This is a genomic window from Kiloniella laminariae, from assembly GCF_027214005.1.
Lineage (GTDB): Bacteria > Pseudomonadota > Alphaproteobacteria > Kiloniellales > Kiloniellaceae > Kiloniella > Kiloniella laminariae_A.
This window is the reverse complement of sequence record NZ_JAPWGY010000005.1, coordinates 70,398-86,547: the sequence shown is the minus strand read 5'-3', so window position 1 is coordinate 86,547 and position 16,150 is coordinate 70,398. Positions and strand designations below refer to the sequence as shown.

Sequence of the window (16,150 nt, the reverse complement as noted above, 5' to 3'; positions counted from 1 at the left end):
TCCTGGAGTTCATTTTTGTTTATCCGGACTGTGACTGAAACTTTCTCGCCGGGCAAGAAACAGTTCTCCGGAAAATCAGACAACGTTCTGACCAGAAGCCCACACTTCTCCGGGTCTCTGGTTTTCCGCGCCTCTGGTTTTCCGGGCCTCTGGTTCTCATGTCTTCCGGGGTCTCAGGTCCTCTGTATCACGACGACACTCCCATTGCGATCACACACTCCCATTCGATCAGAGTGAAAGCGGTGTTCTACTTGGACATCACCGCCCCTTTATAGAGAGCCTTTACATCAATATCCTGCTCAGAAGCACTTTGCCCGTCGATGGTCAGAACTGTTCCTGTCTGCCGGATCCAGTTGTCCTCGATCCGCCCGGAAGTCCCTGCCCCCCAGAAAAGATTATAGGCAATCAGGCTTGGGAAATTATAGGATGATTTCTTGATATAGGTCATCAGGCCAAACAGTGTGACATCTTCTATCCGTGTATCCCTGATTTTAACAACACTGCCGTCTTTGGAAGCCGCGGCAACGCCCACAGATTTTACAAAGCCGCCAATCACATTGACTGTCGAATTCTCTCCCGCGGAAATGGCCTTGTCGCGGACCCCAGTGATTCGCGGGTTCTCGATCCTGCTTTTGGTTCCCGAAAGATCAATCGCATCCCCCCCGATTGTATCAAATTCACTTACAATGATATTGCCGTGAGAAAAATCACTGTCCAGAGCATCCGAACGCATGTTTTCAAATCGGGTGTTCGTCAGGGAAAATCCGGAATTTATGATATTCAGCCCGTCCTCGGCCTCAGAGTTCTTAAAAGCGGTGTTTGTAACCTTCAGCGCTGATTGATAAAACGTCACAGCCCCAGTCAATGTAAGGTATCCGTCTGCGAAAGCCGTAGTATCTGCAATGACAACATTGTCCAGCTCGGACAGGCTGTCAGCGTTATAGACATATATTCCTTTCCAAAGCTGTCCTTTTTGCCCTTGCAAAACAATCGGCGCATCTGGGGTGCCCACAGCAGTCACGGCTCCCTTCACCAGCAGATAGCTATCTGGAGAAAACCGAACCGTGGTTCCCGGTGAGATCATCAGCGGCCCGCCAAGATTAACAGGATAATCAAGCAAATGGACACCTGGTTTAATCTCAAGCACACCGTTCCTGTCGTTAAAAATCTCCGGACTCAGATTGGCAAAATATCCAGAACTGTTTGATAGATTCCCGACCCACAAAGGCTGTTTGATTATCTTTAGATAACTCAAGATCCCATAGTTCCGTATGGCTTCAAGCATCGTCGCCCCTGAAACCGGGGCAGAAAACCCTCTGGAAACAATCGCGGTAAATATAAGAACGGCAGAAAAGCCGGACAGAACGAAGAGTCTGTTGAGTTTCCGTTTTTTAATCATCTCCACTTGGCTTCCCCTCGTGATGTGCTGACGCCTTGTCTCGGGGGGGACGTTAAGCCACTCCGGTTATCACCAACGTGGCTGAAATCTAAATTTTTGTTCATGTTGTTTATTCATCATTTCCCCGTGTTACTATCCGCGCAGCACAAACCGTCACGAAACGCTTCCATTCAGGAAGATCCGTCCGTTACCACCCCAGATATTGATGAAATGAAGTTCAGAAATGCGGGCGCTAATAATAGAAGATGACCTCGAAGTCGCCGACTTTGTATCCCAGGCCCTGAGTGAATCCGGCTTTATCACCGACAGCGTCCACGATGGCCGCGAAGGCCTCTATATGGCTGCGAACGAGAATTATGACATTATCATTCTCGATCGAATGCTTCCCGGTAAGGACGGCCTGTCTGTCTTGCGGACTCTTCGCGCCACCGGAATCACGACCCCGGTCCTGTTACTTTCGGCATTGGGAGAAGTCCGCCACAGAATTGACGGCCTGCATTCCGGTGGGGACGACTATATGGTCAAGCCCTTTTCGGTGGCCGAACTGATCGCCCGGGTTCATGTGCTGCTCAAAAGAACCTTGCCGTCCGGCGGAGAAACAGAACTGACTGTCGGGGATCTGAAAATTGACCTGCTTTCACGCAGGGCCACCCGCGCGGGCAGGATAATTGACCTCAAACCCAAAGAATATAAATTGCTGGAATTCATGATGCGACACGCAGGACAGGTCGTAACGCGGACAATTTTGCTAGAACAGGTCTGGGATTACAATTTTGCACCGCAGACAAATGTCATTGATGTTCATATCAGCAGATTACGCAATAAAATAGACAAGGGCTTCACCATCGAACTCCTTCATACAATCCGTGGCGCAGGGTATTGTATCCGTGAAGATTAAGCTCCCGCATCTCTCCCTCTCGCTTAAATTCGCCCTGAGTATCGGGGGCGTCTTTTTCCTGATCAATTTTATTTTTGAGGGGGTCATTTCTGAAACCTCGGAACACTTTATGGAAAAGGAAATCGACAGCCGGCTTCAAGCAAAAATAAATGATATGAACGAAGTTTATGAACTGGGCGGCATAAAGCTGCTCCAGGCTCTGATTGACCGCCGCGCAAAACAGGAGCTTTCGGATTCAAGGATCTATCTCTTGACCGATCAGACCTACAACAAGCTCTCTGGAAATATCGCCTTCTGGCCAGAAAAAGTACCGAAAATACCTGGTTTTACCGAGGTTGAAGACGACCATCTGAACCCTGTTGAGTTCCGTTTTTTGAGCATGACCCTCGGCGGTCAGTATCACCTGCTGCTCGGCCTGGATACCAGCAAGGAAGAAGAGCTCGAAGATCAGGTCTTTCTGTTTTTTCTGGGTGCTCTGCTCCTGAGTATTTCAGGCGGCACCATTGCCGGAATTATCCTTCATCGCGGCCTGAAAAAACGGCTCTCCCTGATCAACGTCACCTGTTCTGAGATCATGATCGGGCGCTTTTCCAAACGTATTCCTGTCTCCCGGACCAGTGATGAAATCGACGTCATGGCCCATACGCTCAACTCCATGCTTGATCGCGTGGAAAGCCTGATGGACGGGATCCGCCATGTCACTGATAACATCGCCCACGATTTGCGCACACCTTTAACCCGACTGCATGGCCGTCTCGAACGGCTGGTTTCCTTGACCGAAGAGGGCAAGAACCGAAGACTTGTCGAGGCCGCAATCGCCGAAGTCGACCAGCTGCTCGTTACCTTTTCTGCCCTTCTAGGCATTACGCGGCTGGAAACAGGAGAACAGGAAACAAACTTTGCACCAATGCCACTGGGAACGCTGATAGCGGATGCCATCGATATCTATGAACCCATTGCCGAAGACAGGGGACAAAGCATAATCCTGAATGATCACACAAATGATAATGCGGGATATGGCAACATACTCGGGGATCGCGATCTAATAACCCAGTGCTTTAGCAACCTGATCGACAATGCCTTGAAATACGGCCCGGCCAACAGCAAAATCACCATTGATCTTTTCTCCGGTGAAACTGATATAAAAATCGTGGTTCACGACGAAGGCTCAGGCATTCCCGAAGACGAACAATCCAACGTTCTTGAACGTTTTTACCGCGTTGAATCAAGCAGAAACCTCCCGGGCAACGGCCTCGGGCTGTCACTGGTCGCAGCTGTCGTCCGCCTTCACAACGGCCAGCTCAAACTGGAAAACAAAAACGGCTTTCAGGTGATAATCTCCCTGCCAAAACAATAGTCTTTATCAATCCGGATTTCGACCAGCTGATTGATCACCAGCACAACCGTTATACAGCTTCAGCTTCATTTGGGGCAGCATGGTCAGGGTTGGTTTTCATACGGATAAATAAAATATCCAGAATATCAAAGAAAATCATATCAAAGACGCGAAGGCAACTTTGGCTTTGAATTGATCGCTGAAATTTCGACGTTTAGCCTTTTCTGTATCCCTGATTTCATCACGGGATACACCTTAACAGACTGTCCGAGTTTCTAGTATCACTTCAGTTAAAGGACAAAGACCTAAAAAAGGCCAAAGTGATAAAGATTGGGCTGATGAACTTATGAATGACAGATATGGGAAAGGGAATTATTCAAAAGGACCAGCCTCAGAACATAATCGAATTAAAAAATATGGTGATAGGTCTTTCCAATAAATACGAAGAAGAAATTGTCATTATAAAAGTGAGATCAATGATGAAAGAGTTATATATCGTTTATCACGTTGAAGAGGTAGATGAATATCCTGAAAACCTTAAAACTTTAGGAGTGTTTGATAGTAAGGAAAAGGCTGAAGCAGCAATACAAGTATTGAAAATTATGCCGGAATTCGCCGGTCGAGAGGAGGAATTTACTATCGGGGATACTGATCTTAATGCGACTTATTGGCTGAAAGGGTATAGCTCGGCTTTATAAGGCAATGACTTGGTTTTTTGGAGATTTTTTGATGACAACTCTTTATATGCTTTTACACGAATGGTATCCAGAAAAGGGCTACAAAAGTAAAACTCTTATTGGTGTTTATGAATCCCGGACTGAAGTTGAAAAAGGCTTGGGTCTGGTTAAAAATCAACCGGGATTTTCAGACACACCTGATGGCTTTTATGTAAAGACCTATAAGTTGAATGAAATCGCAATTGATAAGGGAGAAATAGTTCTTTAAAGGAGTGCTAAAAATTATGTGTCATTTCAGTAAACTATACAAAACAGGAATGATGCATGTCTGAAATATTTTATTTTTATTTTGAATTTATTGTTAATTCCAAGGGGGCTGTTACCCACCAACGATTTATTCCTGGAGGTGTAATAACAGGATCGCCTAACCAGTCGGTGCCTTAGGAAGAAGTCATGGATGAATTTCTAATAAAACTTTCTTATCGGTATGTAAGCAAGAAATGTAAACTTACCTGGCAGGAAATAATTTTTGCTATCCAATGCAATATTTTCACACCTTATTCTGCTGTAGAGCATGGCGTTTCGCTACTTTTAGCTGATGAGGAGTATTCTGGTTCACTATGTGAATTAGCCTCTCTTAGTGAAGAGGAATCACTACTTAACAATGGAAGTATGGTTTATCCGTTGGTCGATGATTTGATTGCTTCTGAAGAAAAACAGCGGTTGGATTTTATTCGTTCTAAGTGGTTATACTTAACACTTCTTTGGGTGTACGAAAACAAGGATAGGTATAATGATCCTTTAGAAATTGTAGATGAAGTATATGCAGACTTTGATTATCCGCGAAGTATCGAAGCATTTGTAACGTATATGTATTCAGATGAGTCTGATATAGAAAACAAAGAAAGAACGACTAATCATCTTTATGAGAAATGGTCTATGTATCTACAAAACCAAAGTAAGATATTTGATGGAACTTCCGGGGATTAGGTAGTCGTACAAACTGGATAGAGAAGAAAAACAATTTAAGGAGTTAGATCTCCTAGTTTACTCTAGTGTACAGAGATGTAACTGGTAGTATCCGAGCTTCCGTGCAAGGGACCAATTTATGTGTAGAGAGCTTGTAATCGGCTGACAGTTGCCGCTTCTGGCGTAGGGTAATTTAAGCTGCTTTTTTAGATTTTTCCTCCTTTGATTTATTTGGCGGGGTGACCGTCGCAAGCAGCTCGATGGCACCAAATATTTTTAGCGGTGAAAGGATCTTCCTATATAAAACCACCCCTGAATTGGGTGATATACTGGCATTTAAAGGAAAACCAGGTTTTACCTATGCAAAAAGATTGGTTGCTGTGGATGGGGATGAAATATGCTTCAATATAGTAGATTTCATAAGAAATGGTAACCCGGAAAAAACACACCTCGGTGAATTCGAAAACTCGTCCGTTACTTTCAAAATGTATCAAGAATCAGCAGACCAACATTTTTTATTATACGATATACGGACCTCCGTCAGAACAAAGTATGAGTTGCTCTAAAGTCCCCTCAGACGAACTCTTTTTTGTTGGCGACAACAGGTCTCGATCGATTGATAGCAGATTCGAAACTTTTCCAAGAAAACTTGAAAACGATACTTATTATAAACTGTCTTTATATTATTTATTCGGATGACTTAACCAGATTATTCCAATCTGTAAAATAGAAAGAATAAAATAATCAATGATAGATTGCATCTGGATTCCGAACATCAGCCTTGGCCCGTTCAAATTAGGTGAAAAAATTTCTTATTACGAAAGCACGATGGGTATTCTTTTAGATCCTGATCTGGAAGAAGAGTACAATGTACCAAATTCGGAAATTTTCCTATCCTCTGAAAATGGCCTCATTGATATGATTTATAGCTATGAAACTTGCTTCTATAAAGGTACCAATATTATTGGTTTAAGTATCCAAAGTGTGCCGAGATTACTTGGCTGTAATGCGGATGAAGTGGGTAGTGGAGTAGAATATGATGACGGTGATATTCAATATCCCTATGAATTTGAAGATCTAGGCCTAAGGCTCTGGGTAAGAGATAACCGTGTAGTGTCAGCCGCCGTAACTTGTTATCCAGATGATTAATTTGTCTGTATAGAGACCGTAATTTACTGACAGTCAACCGCCCTCTATAAACTCTCCTTTCATTATTATTTCTTCTTGTTACTTATTGATTTAGCGACATAAATTTCTAGGAACTTAATGGTTGTTATAGCCTGAATACCAACAGCTTATTACAAAGGATACAGCCCCCAATATACCTCTGTATTTTCTGTACAGAAAAACCCCTCAAATTTCTCGTTTTGTAAAAACGTTTCAAGCCGTTCTCTTGATGAACAAAGAAAAGTACAATGACTATCCCAATGGGTGGCAATTAAGAATTGGTGATCATGGGTGAAATAACGGGCATGTGGCGGGGCGATTATTTCATCAGCTTTGATAACATCTTCTATTTTATGCAGTTTTCTTTCCAAACCGAATTCATCACCTACCCATAACCACCGATAGCCAAGCTTCTTCATAAGAGTTTCAAATACCAGATTTTCAATGATTACCGACAAATCTCCTGGTTCTGGTGGAATCAGGTTATTCTGGTCACAATAATTCTCGATAACTTCCGCATAAACGGAGTTAGACCTCTCAGGATTTAACGCCCCTATAAGGGTTCTTAGCCCAGTATCAACTTCAGACAGGCTTTTTAAACCGCAGGCACAAAGCACCTCGTTCCATGAACAGGGTTCACAATCAGCAATGATTTCCTTCTTCTTTGGCCATGTATCAGGATAAAAAAGATCGGGGCTGATGGTTCTTGGGCGCATGAAAGGGTGTAGGAGAATAAACACCGCTTCAAATTGACCTCTATAATATTCCAGAACCTTTCCGCCCACCGGACAGGAAGCATAAAGTTCTGGAGCGGGAACAAAATCTCTATCCATTAATTTTCACCTCTTCCTTAAAGAATGCGAATGGAGGTTTAATTTCAGGCCAGTTTCTCATTTGAACAAAGTAATTCTAAAATGGTGGTTCAAATAAAAAGGAAACCCTTATCTATGCCAGCCCCAGTTATTTTTTTGAAGCAAGGACCATAGGCATGTTTGATGATTTAGTGCGATACGAATTTGCAGATAATGTGGTTGAAGCGTTTTTTTATGATTCAACGGCTAAAGTAATCGAATTGTATTATGATTATATTTATGAAGATGAGACTATAGAAAAGCCTTGCAAGCTGGTAATCCGCAATTGGAAAGATGCCCGAAGTAAGCAGTACGGTATAGGAGTTTATAAATCCTTAGAAGCTCATTTGGGAATCATTGACATGATTTTAAATGTAGAGGTCCAAGGTAATAGGGTAGAAATGTTTGTTACTATGCTTGGTGGACGGGATATCATACTGGTTTTTACGTCACCAGAGGTGAAATTAGACTTTGAAAATTTAAAACGCTGAGACAATTAGGAACCAGAATAGCGTCTGTAATCAGTTAATAGTCATCTCCCCCACAAACTCCCCCTGATATAGCCGCTTTTTGGTCACATATGACCTCGTTTTCGGCATAAAGCGCTTCCATCCTCTCCCTGTTGAACAATCAAAAATCCAACCAACAGGGCCGTGTCATGGGTATCTCTCGCTGCGTTTTTCCGTCCGTCTTTGCTGCATCAGGTGTCAACTCCGGGGTGCTTTCGCCCCGATTAACAGGCTTGCTCTCAGGCCTGTTGCTGACAGCGGCTCTCACCCTTCCCGCGACTGCCGTACAGGCCTCAACGCCCCAACTCCCCGCCCAATCCGTGGCGGCGGCACAGGTCAAGGCGGGCGAAGCCACCCGGGGCTCGTTGCTGTTGCAAGGGACAGAAGAAGGCATGATGGTCGAGGCACCGCAGCTGGCGACCTCGGTCGAAATCGACATCAACGGCCCGATCGCCCGGACCAAGGTCACACAGCGGTTTCGCAACCCGACCAACGGCTGGGTCGAAGGCAAATACGTCTTTCCCCTGCCCGAACAGTCGGCGGTGGACAGCCTGAAAATGCAGATCGGCAATCGCTTTATCGAAGGCCAGATCAAACCGCGCGCGGAAGCGCAAAAAATCTATGAAGAGGCCAAGCGCGAGGGCAAAAAAGCCGCGCTGGTGGAACAGCAGCGGCCCAATCTTTTCACCAATGCGGTTGCCAATATCGGCCCCGGGGAAATTGTGGTGGTCCAGATCGAATATCAGGAAACCATCAAACAGTCCGACGGGGAATTTTCCCTGCGGTATCCCATGGTCGTCGCCCCGCGTTATATCCCCAAGGCCCCGCTGGTCGAGACCGTTTCTTTTGGCCAGGAAAAAAACCCGGATACCCCCGATATCCCAAACAACACAGATAACCCAAATAACCAGTGGGGCAGCGTAAATCCAGATCCCGTCCCTGATGCGGCAAAGATCACCGCCCCTGTGCTCGACCCGCGCCTGTCTGCACCAACAAACCCGGTGTTGCTGAACATCCATCTCGCCGCAGGTTTTCCCCTGGGTGAAATCAAAAGCCCCTTTCATGGCGTGACCATAGATTATGACACCCGGGATACAGCCCGTATCAAGCTCAACGACGCGGTGGTGCCCGCTGACCGGGATTTTGAGCTGACCTGGCGGGCAGACAAGGGCGCAAGCCCGCGCGCCGCACTCTTTACCCAAGGCAGTGATCATCTGGCCCCGAACGGCGATCAGGGCGATTTTCTGCTCGCCTTTATCACACCACCTGATTTGGCAAAACTATCGGTCCTGCAGGGCGAGACACCTGTCAAACCGGCGCGCGAGATTATCTTTGTCATCGACAACTCCGGCTCCATGGCCGGACCTTCCATGGTTCAGGCCAAAGACAGCCTGCTCTTTGCCCTTGATCGCCTGAGCCCGCAGGACCGCTTTAATATCATCCGTTTTGATAACACCTATTCTGTTCTCTTTGGCTCTGCCGTCGCCGCCTCTGCCGAAAACCTTGATCAGGCCCGGCGCTTTGTTTCTGCTCTGCAGGCCGAGGGCGGGACGGAAATGCTGCCCGCGCTCAAGGCCGCCTTGCAAGACAGCGATGCGACCAACAGCGATATCCTACGACAGGTGGTCTTCCTGACCGACGGGGCCATCGGTAACGAACAGCAGATGTTCGATACCATTGTCAAACAGCGCGGTCGCTCGCGCATCTTTACCGTCGGCATTGGCTCGGCCCCTAACAGCCACTTCATGTCCCGCGCCTCGGAAATGGGTCAGGGCAGCTTCACCCATATCGGCTCGGAACAACAGGTGCGCGAGCGCATGGCTGCACTTTTTACCAAACTGGAAAATCTGGTCATGACTGACCTGAAGCTGACCTGGGAAGGCCCGACCGCCGCAGCCCGTCACTATGAATTGAGCCCCGCTGTCCTGCCCGATCTCTATAGCGGCGAGCCTCTGGTTATTGCCGCCCGACACAAAACAGGGAAGGAAGACGGGTCCGGCGCTGCACCAGAATACGGTTCAAATTATGGACCAGACGATTTTATGGTCCTTTCCGGTCGCTTTGACGACCAGCCCTGGTCTGTCCGCCTGCCCCTCTCCGGCGCAACCGAGGCCAAAGGCATCGACAAGCTCTGGGCACGGCGCAAGATCGCCGACTACGAGGGGCAGATGTTTCTCAGCAACGATCCGGCAGCGCTGGATCAGCTGATCACCCGCACCGCGCTCGACTTCCACCTGATCAGCCGCCTGACCAGTCTGGTCGCCGTCGATGTTACCCCCAGCCGTCCCGGAGGAGCAGAACTCACCAGCAAGGAAATTCCGCTGAACCTGCCCGCAGGCTGGGATTTCGACAAGGTCTTTGGCCCGCTCGACAACAGACCCGCCCGCTCCGGGGAAACCGGAGGCCCCGCCCCGGCAAATGACAATAACAACAACGGCTTTGAAAACGATCAGGCCGCCCTCTCCCTGATCGCCAGCAGTCCGGTACGCGTGACCAGCCAGAGCGGTGGCAAGAAAGCCATTCCTCTGCCCGCCACAGCAACCGATGCGGAAATCAGAATGCTGATCGGTCTTCTGCTGCTGATCTCAAGCCTGGTGTTCTGGCTGCTCCGCCATCGGCTGGACCTCCTCAGCCGCAAACCGGCCTTTTCCATGACAAAAGCGGTTGGCATCAGAAAGACAGGTGAAACCCAGACCCGGTCCCAGACCCAGCCCCGGACAGGGACAGGGACAGGGACAGGGACAGGAACAGGAGGCCCCTTCTCTTGAGCGGCAGCAGCTTTATGAAAGCCTCCCGACAAAATCAGCGCCAAAACCAGAACCTGAATCAGGCGCCTGACAACAGGAAAAAATGGCTAGGCCTCTGGGCGGGCAAAGCCCTTCCCGCACGGCTCCGCCGTCAGGTTGTGAACCTTCTGCTGTTGGGGGCTTTTCTCGCCGGGGCGATCCTGCTCGGGCAGGGCCTCTATATCAAGGCCAAGGCCGGGTTGGCGCAGGTGCTGTTACAGCAGGCCTGGAACGAGACCCTGCACAGTGGTCACCCGGCCAAAGCCTGGCCCTGGGCGGATACCTTCCCGGTGGCCAGTATCGAAATTCCGGCGATCTCCAGCGGAAAAACCATCGTTCTGAACGGCAGCAGTGGCGAGGCACTGGCCTTCGGTCCGGGGCATCTGGGCAACTCTGCCAGCCCCGGCGAGTTTGGCACCGCCATCTTTGCCGCGCACCGCGATACCCACTTTGCCTATCTCGAACAGGTCAGCAAGGGTGACATCATCACCGTGACCAACAGCCGGGGCCAACGCTTTGACTATGCCGTGGATCAACTTCGCGTCGCGCCCTGGGATGCCTCCGCACTCTATAGCGACGACTACGAGCGCCGGATTGCCCTGGTCACCTGCTGGCCCTTCGACGCCCTGGAACCCGGCCCCTTGCGCTATATCGTCGAAGGACATCTGGTCAATGAACTGTGATTCACAGCTATCAGATTGATGCAAAACCCCCTGTTTTTTTTGGCAGGGGGTTTTTGTTGGTCTAATCTTGCTGTTTGGTTTCTGTTTGTTCACTGTTTAATTCTGGAACGATCAGAGAATCTTGCAGCTTTTTTTGACGTCTGACCTTTGCCAAAATCTTGCGAACTGCTCTTCACAGTTATATTTTTATATTCAATGGATTGATCGAAATACTTAACGTAAAATATCAGAATAATTTCAACCAGTTTTTCAGCGTTTTGTTCACCAGATCAGGCGCTTCAAGATTGGCCAGATGACCACAACTTTCGACAACCAGCAATTCTGACCCGGTAATCCCGGCCTGTATTTCCTCGGCGCAGTCCAGCGGGGTAATCAGGTCCTGACGGCCACAGATGATCTGGGTCGGGCATTTGATGTTGCCCAGCACATCCAGATGGCTTTCGCGTTTGAGGATCGCCGTCTGCTGACGGACAAAGGCCTCCTGCCCCACCTCCTCGGCCATCTGGTATATCGGGCCGGTCAGGCTTTCATCCGTCATGCGGTCCGGGTGGATCAGCAGTGGCATCAGGTGCGGCGTCACCCCTTTGAACCGCCCCTTGTCCGCCAGTGCCAGCAGGCCGCGACGGCGGCGTTGCTGTTCAGCGCTGTCGGCCCGGGCCTTGGTATCGATCAGCGCCAGCCGCTTTACCCGCTCCGGGGCCTGTCGCATGATTTCCAGCGCGACATAGCCGCCCATGGACAGGCCGACCAGATTGAACTTGCCCCTGATCTGCTGCAACACCGAAAGCGCCAGTTCGGGAATGCTGTCCTGCCGCGTCAGATCCGGCACGTTACAGACATAGTCCTCCCCCAGGAAATTGATCTGGGGTCGCCAAAGCCGCTGGTTGCACAGCAGGCCGGGCAGGAAAACAAGGCGCTCTTTATCGGGCATGTTTTTTAACAGTCATTTTTCAGAAGATTGTAGACACAGAGAATATCCCTTCAAGAACGGCGTCCCCCGCTCCTGATCAGAAACATGTCCCGGTATCAGAAACTCATCCCGGTTCAGGCCAGGTTTGGGTTCGGTCCGGGTTTGATCAGGCTTCAGGGTTCAGTCTGCCTTGAGCAACTGCGACAGCGTTTTGAACGCGGGTGTTCCCGCCTCGCGCAGCAGCTCGAACAGCACCATCTCGGCAGAAACCACATCAGCGCCGGAGCGGATCATCCGCTCAAGCGCCAGCTGTTTGTTTTCCGGCGTGCGCGATCCGATCGCATCGGCCACAACAAAGACATCAAAGCGCTCGTCCAGCAGCTCCAGCACCGTTTGCTGGACACAGACATGGGCTTCAATGCCGATGATGATCACCTGCTGACGCCCGCTTTGTTTGAGCTGCGCCATAAAGGGGCTGCAGCCGACCGAGCTGAAAGACAGCTTCTCGAACACATCTCCCGGCGCATAGTATGTCTTCAGCCGCTCGATGGTATGGCCCAGACCGCGCGGGTACTGTTCGGTCACCAGCACAGGCACGTTCAGCTCACAGGCACTTTTCAACACCAGCTCGCTCGCCTTGAGCAGCGATTCCAGTTCATGGATAGCAGGCGCCAGTTTCTCCTGAACATCGATCACCACCACCAGGGCCTTTTGTGCATCAATCAACATCTTTTATCCCGCCTGCTGCTGTTAGATTATCCATTTGTCCTTAAAGCTTACCTGCGAAGAAAACAAACTTAATTCCAGCAAAGAAACCCTACCCAAGTAGAATAACAATAGATTTTACCCGAAAATCAAAGCAGAAATTGACTTTTTCAAAGCTTTACGTATTATGCGCACGTCGCTTCGGGAATTGTTGTGCAGATCACCTGCCTTCCCGCTGCTTTTATAGACTAACGCTCTTGCGTGCTAAGGAATACATGAGCTTTTCTGATCTTGGATTAAATCCAAAGCTCCTGCAGGCCATCGAGGAAGTCGGTTACACGACACCTACGCCTATTCAGGAACAAGCTATCCCCTACGTATTGATGGGTCGTGATGTTTTGGGCTGTGCCCAGACCGGAACCGGGAAAACCGCTTCTTTCACCCTGCCAATGATTGAAATGCTGTCCAGTGGTCGGGCGCGGGCAAGAATGCCGCGCTCCCTGATCCTGACACCTACCCGCGAACTTGCCGCACAGATTTCGGAAAACTTCGAAAACTATGGCAAGCACAGCAAGCTGACCAAAGCTTTGCTGATCGGCGGGTCGTCTTTTGCCGACCAGATCAAACTGCTGGAACGCGGCGTTGATGTTCTCATCGCCACGCCGGGCCGTCTGCTTGATCTGTTTGAACGCGGCAAGATTATGCTGGTCGACACCAAACTTCTGGTGATTGACGAAGCAGATCGTATGCTCGACATGGGCTTTATCCCGGATGTCGAAAAAATTGTTTCCCTGTTGCCACCGCTGCGCCAAACCCTGTTCTTCTCGGCGACCATGGCTCCGGAAATCAAGAAACTTTCTGACAAGTTCTTGAGTAACCCCAAGGAAATTTCTGTTTCCAAACCGGCCTCAACCGCCGTAACCGTGGAGCAGAAAATCATCAAGATCAACGGTGATTCCAAGGACAAACGCGACGCCCTGCGCAAGCTGATGCGCGACGAAGGCGATATTTTGTCCGGCATTCTTTTCTGCAACCGCAAAAAAGACGTCGATATCCTGAACAAATCGCTCAACGTCCATGGTTTCTCGGCCTCCGCGCTGCATGGTGACATGGCGCAGTCCTCCCGGACCGAAACTCTTGAACTCTTCCGCGATGGCAAGGTCAAGCTTCTGGTCTGTTCGGATGTGGCCGCGCGAGGTCTCGATATCCCGGCAGTATCCCATGTCTTTAATTTTGATGTGCCGATCAACGCCGAAGACTATGTCCATCGTATCGGTCGTACCGGTCGTGCCGGACGGGCGGGTAAAGCCTTCACACTGGCGATGATGGAAGATTATAAATCCCTTCGGAACGTGCTCAACATGATTGGCAGTGACATTCCTGTCGAAGGCCTTGAAGGCTTCGAAAGCTGGACCGACGAAGAAGCAGAAGCCAACAAAGGACGGCGGCGCAAGCGCCCAACGCGTTCTGATTCGGCCAAACCTTCCAATCGGGAAAGACCTGCACGCCGCCCGGCAAGGGCCTCTTCGGAAAAACCCGCTGCCGAGCCAGAGAAGGCAGAAATTGCCCTGGTTGAAACCACAGGCACAGAACGTCCAGAACGGAAATCTTCTGCCGCAGGAGATCGAAGAACACCAGCAGCGTCCCGCAGAAGAACAAAACCTTCAGCGGCGATCGGCGAAAGAGAACCTTCTTCAGAGCCGAGCAACCCGACCAGTTCTTTTGGTGATCACACCCCTGCTTTTATTCTTCGTGAAGCAAAAGTGGCTTGATCTCAAAAACTGTTGTATCCGCCTCGAATTTAAGGTGAGATAAAAGAATTGCAAAGGCGGCTGTTTTAGCCGCCTTTTTGCATCCTGACCATTTCTCTATCTGCCACAGGCTTGTTTCAACAAAAAGTTGCAAGCTCTTTACTGAGTGGTAGTTTGTATCTTCTTAACGCCTGTCATCAGCCTCTCCTGCATCGTTATTATTACCTATAGCCAGAGCTCCTGACAGATCCCTATCAGCACGAGGCCATAGTGAAGCACCATTTAGGTACCCCCTACTCTATTTTTTACATCTGTGTTTTTATGATGATGGGGATTGTTCTGCCTTTCTGGCCGCTCTGGCTCAAAAGCCGGGGCATCTCGGAATCAGATATCGGCCTGATCCTTTCCATTGCCCCCTGGATCAAGATCCTCGCTTCCCCGAGCATTGCCTATCTCTCTGACCGCAGTGGGCTACAGAGAACCATTCTTTCGGCGACAGCACTGGTTTCTGCTGCCTGTTTTCTCGGATTTTATTTTTCCAACAGCTTTATTGCTTTTCTGATACTCCAGGCCTGTGCAGCTTCGACCTACCTCTCTCTGATTCCTCTTGGTGACAGCCAAACTCTCCGGGCTGTCCGCATACACAATCTGGATTATGGCCGGATCAGACTCTGGGGCTCCCTCGCCTTCATCCTGACCAGCTTTGGTGTCGGTTATGTACTTGAGCGGGTGGACGTTGACTGGCGCCTCTGGTTTATTCTTATCGCCTTGGTTTGTGTTGCTGGGGCGAGTTGGCTGCTCCCAAGTCTACCAACTGAACCCACGAACAAAAACATCAAACTCCTGCTCAAAAACCCTAAATTCTTACTGTTTACCCTTGGCGCCGGCATGATTATCGGCAGCCACGCGGCCTATTACGCCTTTATATCCCTTTACATGCAGTCACTTGGTTATAGCGAAAGCCTGATCGGCACACTCTGGGCTATTGGGGTCGTTGCAGAAATCCTGCTTTTTGCCTTCAGTGACAAACTGTTCAAAAGCGCCCGCTCTCTTCACCTCATCACACTTGGAGCGGCAGCAGCCGTGCTACGCTGGCTTGGCCTTGGGCTGAGCGAGAGCCTTGTAATCATCATCGCCCTTCAACTGCTGCACGCTCTTACTTTCGGCGCAACACACCTCGGCGCAATGGCTTTTATTTCCCGGCACGCCCCCACAGGTTTATCAGCTTCGGCACAAAGCCTCTATTCCGGTGTTGCCAATGGCCTCATGATGGGGATGGCCATGCTTCTCTCCAGCTGGCTCTACAAAATTCACCCGACCTTTGCTTTTTTTGCAATGGCTGGATTCGCCTCGATCGGCGGCATCCTCACTCTCTATCTTGCAAGCAAGGTCCCCATGAGTTCCAAACGTACAACGGAGAATATCACAGGGCAAGAGCAGCCTTGATTTCACCTGAAACCAACCACAGAAACCCCACATAAACAATTGAATTTAAACAAAAAATACGAA

Annotated in this window: 17 protein-coding genes and 1 pseudogene; 14 read left to right on the top strand and 4 right to left on the bottom strand. The window is 49.4% G+C overall.

Going from position 1 to position 16,150, the window contains the following annotated elements; genetic code table 11:
- Nucleotides 1–247: 247 nt before the first annotated feature.
- Nucleotides 248–1,399 (bottom strand): hypothetical protein, encoded by a 1,152-nt coding sequence (locus O4H49_RS14345; RefSeq protein ID WP_269424133.1) that lies wholly within the window; start codon nucleotides 1,397–1,399, stop codon nucleotides 248–250.
- A gap of 223 nt (nucleotides 1,400–1,622) precedes the next feature.
- Here O4H49_RS14345 and O4H49_RS14340 point away from each other — a divergent pair, with 223 nt between their 5' ends.
- The 8 genes from O4H49_RS14340 (at nucleotide 1,623) to O4H49_RS14310 (ending at nucleotide 6,428) form a co-directional block, all read left to right on the top strand.
- Complete coding sequence (locus O4H49_RS14340) at nucleotides 1,623–2,297, top strand: response regulator transcription factor (protein WP_269424132.1); 675 nt, start codon at nucleotides 1,623–1,625, stop codon at nucleotides 2,295–2,297.
- Nucleotides 2,287–3,654, top strand: coding sequence for a HAMP domain-containing sensor histidine kinase (locus O4H49_RS14335; protein ID WP_269424131.1), 1,368 nt, complete (start codon nucleotides 2,287–2,289; stop codon nucleotides 3,652–3,654). Before O4H49_RS14340 ends, O4H49_RS14335 begins: the two co-directional genes overlap by 11 nt.
- A 329-nt stretch (nucleotides 3,655–3,983) precedes the next feature.
- Nucleotides 3,984–4,331, top strand: coding sequence for a DUF7336 domain-containing protein (locus O4H49_RS14330; protein ID WP_269424130.1), 348 nt, complete (start codon nucleotides 3,984–3,986; stop codon nucleotides 4,329–4,331).
- Nucleotides 4,332–4,362: 31 nt separating this feature from the next.
- Entirely contained in the window at nucleotides 4,363–4,578 is a 216-nt protein-coding gene (locus O4H49_RS14325) for a hypothetical protein (RefSeq protein WP_269424129.1), read from the top strand.
- Nucleotides 4,579–4,763: 185 nt separating this feature from the next.
- Nucleotides 4,764–5,300: a DUF2247 family protein gene (locus O4H49_RS14320; RefSeq protein WP_269424128.1), complete on the top strand. Its 537-nt coding sequence runs from the start codon at nucleotides 4,764–4,766 to the stop codon at nucleotides 5,298–5,300.
- A gap of 218 nt (nucleotides 5,301–5,518) precedes the next feature.
- Nucleotides 5,519–5,845, top strand: a complete 327-nt coding sequence (locus O4H49_RS14315; RefSeq protein WP_269424127.1) for a S26 family signal peptidase — start codon at nucleotides 5,519–5,521, stop codon at nucleotides 5,843–5,845.
- Nucleotides 5,832–5,978: a S26 family signal peptidase gene (locus O4H49_RS20650; RefSeq protein WP_419715229.1), complete on the top strand. Its 147-nt coding sequence runs from the start codon at nucleotides 5,832–5,834 to the stop codon at nucleotides 5,976–5,978. Before O4H49_RS14315 ends, O4H49_RS20650 begins: the two co-directional genes overlap by 14 nt.
- A 48-nt stretch (nucleotides 5,979–6,026) precedes the next feature.
- Nucleotides 6,027–6,428 (top strand): hypothetical protein, encoded by a 402-nt coding sequence (locus O4H49_RS14310; RefSeq protein WP_269424126.1) that lies wholly within the window; start codon nucleotides 6,027–6,029, stop codon nucleotides 6,426–6,428.
- A 149-nt stretch (nucleotides 6,429–6,577) separates the two neighbouring features.
- Here O4H49_RS14310 and O4H49_RS14305 read toward each other — a convergent pair whose 3' ends face one another.
- A complete protein-coding gene (locus O4H49_RS14305; RefSeq protein ID WP_269424125.1) occupies nucleotides 6,578–7,279 on the bottom strand; it encodes a DUF2711 family protein in 702 nt (233 codons plus the stop codon).
- A 1-nt stretch (nucleotide 7,280) separates the two neighbouring features.
- Between O4H49_RS14305 and O4H49_RS20645 the strand changes: the two are divergent.
- The 4 genes and pseudogenes from O4H49_RS20645 to O4H49_RS14290 form a co-directional block, all read left to right on the top strand.
- Nucleotides 7,281–7,376: pseudogene (locus O4H49_RS20645) on the top strand (IS1595 family transposase); the annotation flags it as partial.
- Between the two features lie 58 nt (nucleotides 7,377–7,434).
- Nucleotides 7,435–7,788: a hypothetical protein gene (locus O4H49_RS14300; protein ID WP_269424124.1), complete on the top strand. Its 354-nt coding sequence runs from the start codon at nucleotides 7,435–7,437 to the stop codon at nucleotides 7,786–7,788.
- A gap of 167 nt (nucleotides 7,789–7,955) precedes the next feature.
- Nucleotides 7,956–10,574, top strand: coding sequence for a marine proteobacterial sortase target protein (locus tag O4H49_RS14295; RefSeq protein ID WP_269424123.1), 2,619 nt, complete (start codon nucleotides 7,956–7,958; stop codon nucleotides 10,572–10,574).
- Entirely contained in the window at nucleotides 10,571–11,275 is a 705-nt protein-coding gene (locus O4H49_RS14290) for a class GN sortase (protein ID WP_269424122.1), read from the top strand. The genes O4H49_RS14295 and O4H49_RS14290 overlap by 4 nt, the downstream gene beginning before the upstream one ends.
- A gap of 226 nt (nucleotides 11,276–11,501) precedes the next feature.
- On the opposite strand, the gene O4H49_RS14285 is transcribed toward O4H49_RS14290, so the two are convergent.
- A complete protein-coding gene (locus tag O4H49_RS14285) occupies nucleotides 11,502–12,206 on the bottom strand; it encodes an alpha/beta fold hydrolase (protein ID WP_269424121.1) in 705 nt (234 codons plus the stop codon).
- A gap of 159 nt (nucleotides 12,207–12,365) precedes the next feature.
- Nucleotides 12,366–12,914, bottom strand: coding sequence for a hydrolase (locus tag O4H49_RS14280; RefSeq protein WP_269424120.1), 549 nt, complete (start codon nucleotides 12,912–12,914; stop codon nucleotides 12,366–12,368).
- Nucleotides 12,915–13,165: 251 nt separating this feature from the next.
- Here O4H49_RS14280 and O4H49_RS14275 point away from each other — a divergent pair, with 251 nt between their 5' ends.
- Nucleotides 13,166–14,662 (top strand): DEAD/DEAH box helicase, encoded by a 1,497-nt coding sequence (locus O4H49_RS14275; protein ID WP_269424119.1) that lies wholly within the window; start codon nucleotides 13,166–13,168, stop codon nucleotides 14,660–14,662.
- Nucleotides 14,663–14,911: 249 nt separating this feature from the next.
- Nucleotides 14,912–16,087, top strand: a complete 1,176-nt coding sequence (locus O4H49_RS14270) for an MFS transporter (RefSeq protein WP_269424118.1) — start codon at nucleotides 14,912–14,914, stop codon at nucleotides 16,085–16,087.
- Nucleotides 16,088–16,150: the final 63 nt, after the last annotated feature.

Bases quoted from the DNA above. Each gene is read 5' to 3' on its own strand.
- O4H49_RS14320 (WP_269424128.1), top strand. From the start codon at position 4,764: ATGGATGAATTTCTAATAAAACTTTCTTATCGGTATGTAAGCAAGAAA.
- O4H49_RS14330 (WP_269424130.1), top strand. From the start codon at position 3,984: ATGACAGATATGGGAAAGGGAATTATTCAAAAGGACCAGCCTCAGAAC.
- O4H49_RS14285 (WP_269424121.1), bottom strand. From the start codon at position 12,206: ATGCCCGATAAAGAGCGCCTTGTTTTCCTGCCCGGCCTGCTGTGCAAC.
- O4H49_RS20650 (WP_419715229.1), top strand. From the start codon at position 5,832: ATGAGTTGCTCTAAAGTCCCCTCAGACGAACTCTTTTTTGTTGGCGAC.
- O4H49_RS14305 (WP_269424125.1), bottom strand. From the start codon at position 7,279: ATGGATAGAGATTTTGTTCCCGCTCCAGAACTTTATGCTTCCTGTCCG.
- O4H49_RS14310 (WP_269424126.1), top strand. From the start codon at position 6,027: ATGATAGATTGCATCTGGATTCCGAACATCAGCCTTGGCCCGTTCAAA.
- O4H49_RS14280 (WP_269424120.1), bottom strand. From the start codon at position 12,914: ATGTTGATTGATGCACAAAAGGCCCTGGTGGTGGTGATCGATGTTCAG.
- O4H49_RS14275 (WP_269424119.1), top strand. From the start codon at position 13,166: ATGAGCTTTTCTGATCTTGGATTAAATCCAAAGCTCCTGCAGGCCATC.
- O4H49_RS14340 (WP_269424132.1), top strand. From the start codon at position 1,623: ATGCGGGCGCTAATAATAGAAGATGACCTCGAAGTCGCCGACTTTGTA.
- O4H49_RS14295 (WP_269424123.1), top strand. From the start codon at position 7,956: ATGGGTATCTCTCGCTGCGTTTTTCCGTCCGTCTTTGCTGCATCAGGT.
- O4H49_RS14325 (WP_269424129.1), top strand. From the start codon at position 4,363: ATGACAACTCTTTATATGCTTTTACACGAATGGTATCCAGAAAAGGGC.
- O4H49_RS14300 (WP_269424124.1), top strand. From the start codon at position 7,435: ATGTTTGATGATTTAGTGCGATACGAATTTGCAGATAATGTGGTTGAA.
- O4H49_RS14345 (WP_269424133.1), bottom strand. From the start codon at position 1,399: ATGATTAAAAAACGGAAACTCAACAGACTCTTCGTTCTGTCCGGCTTT.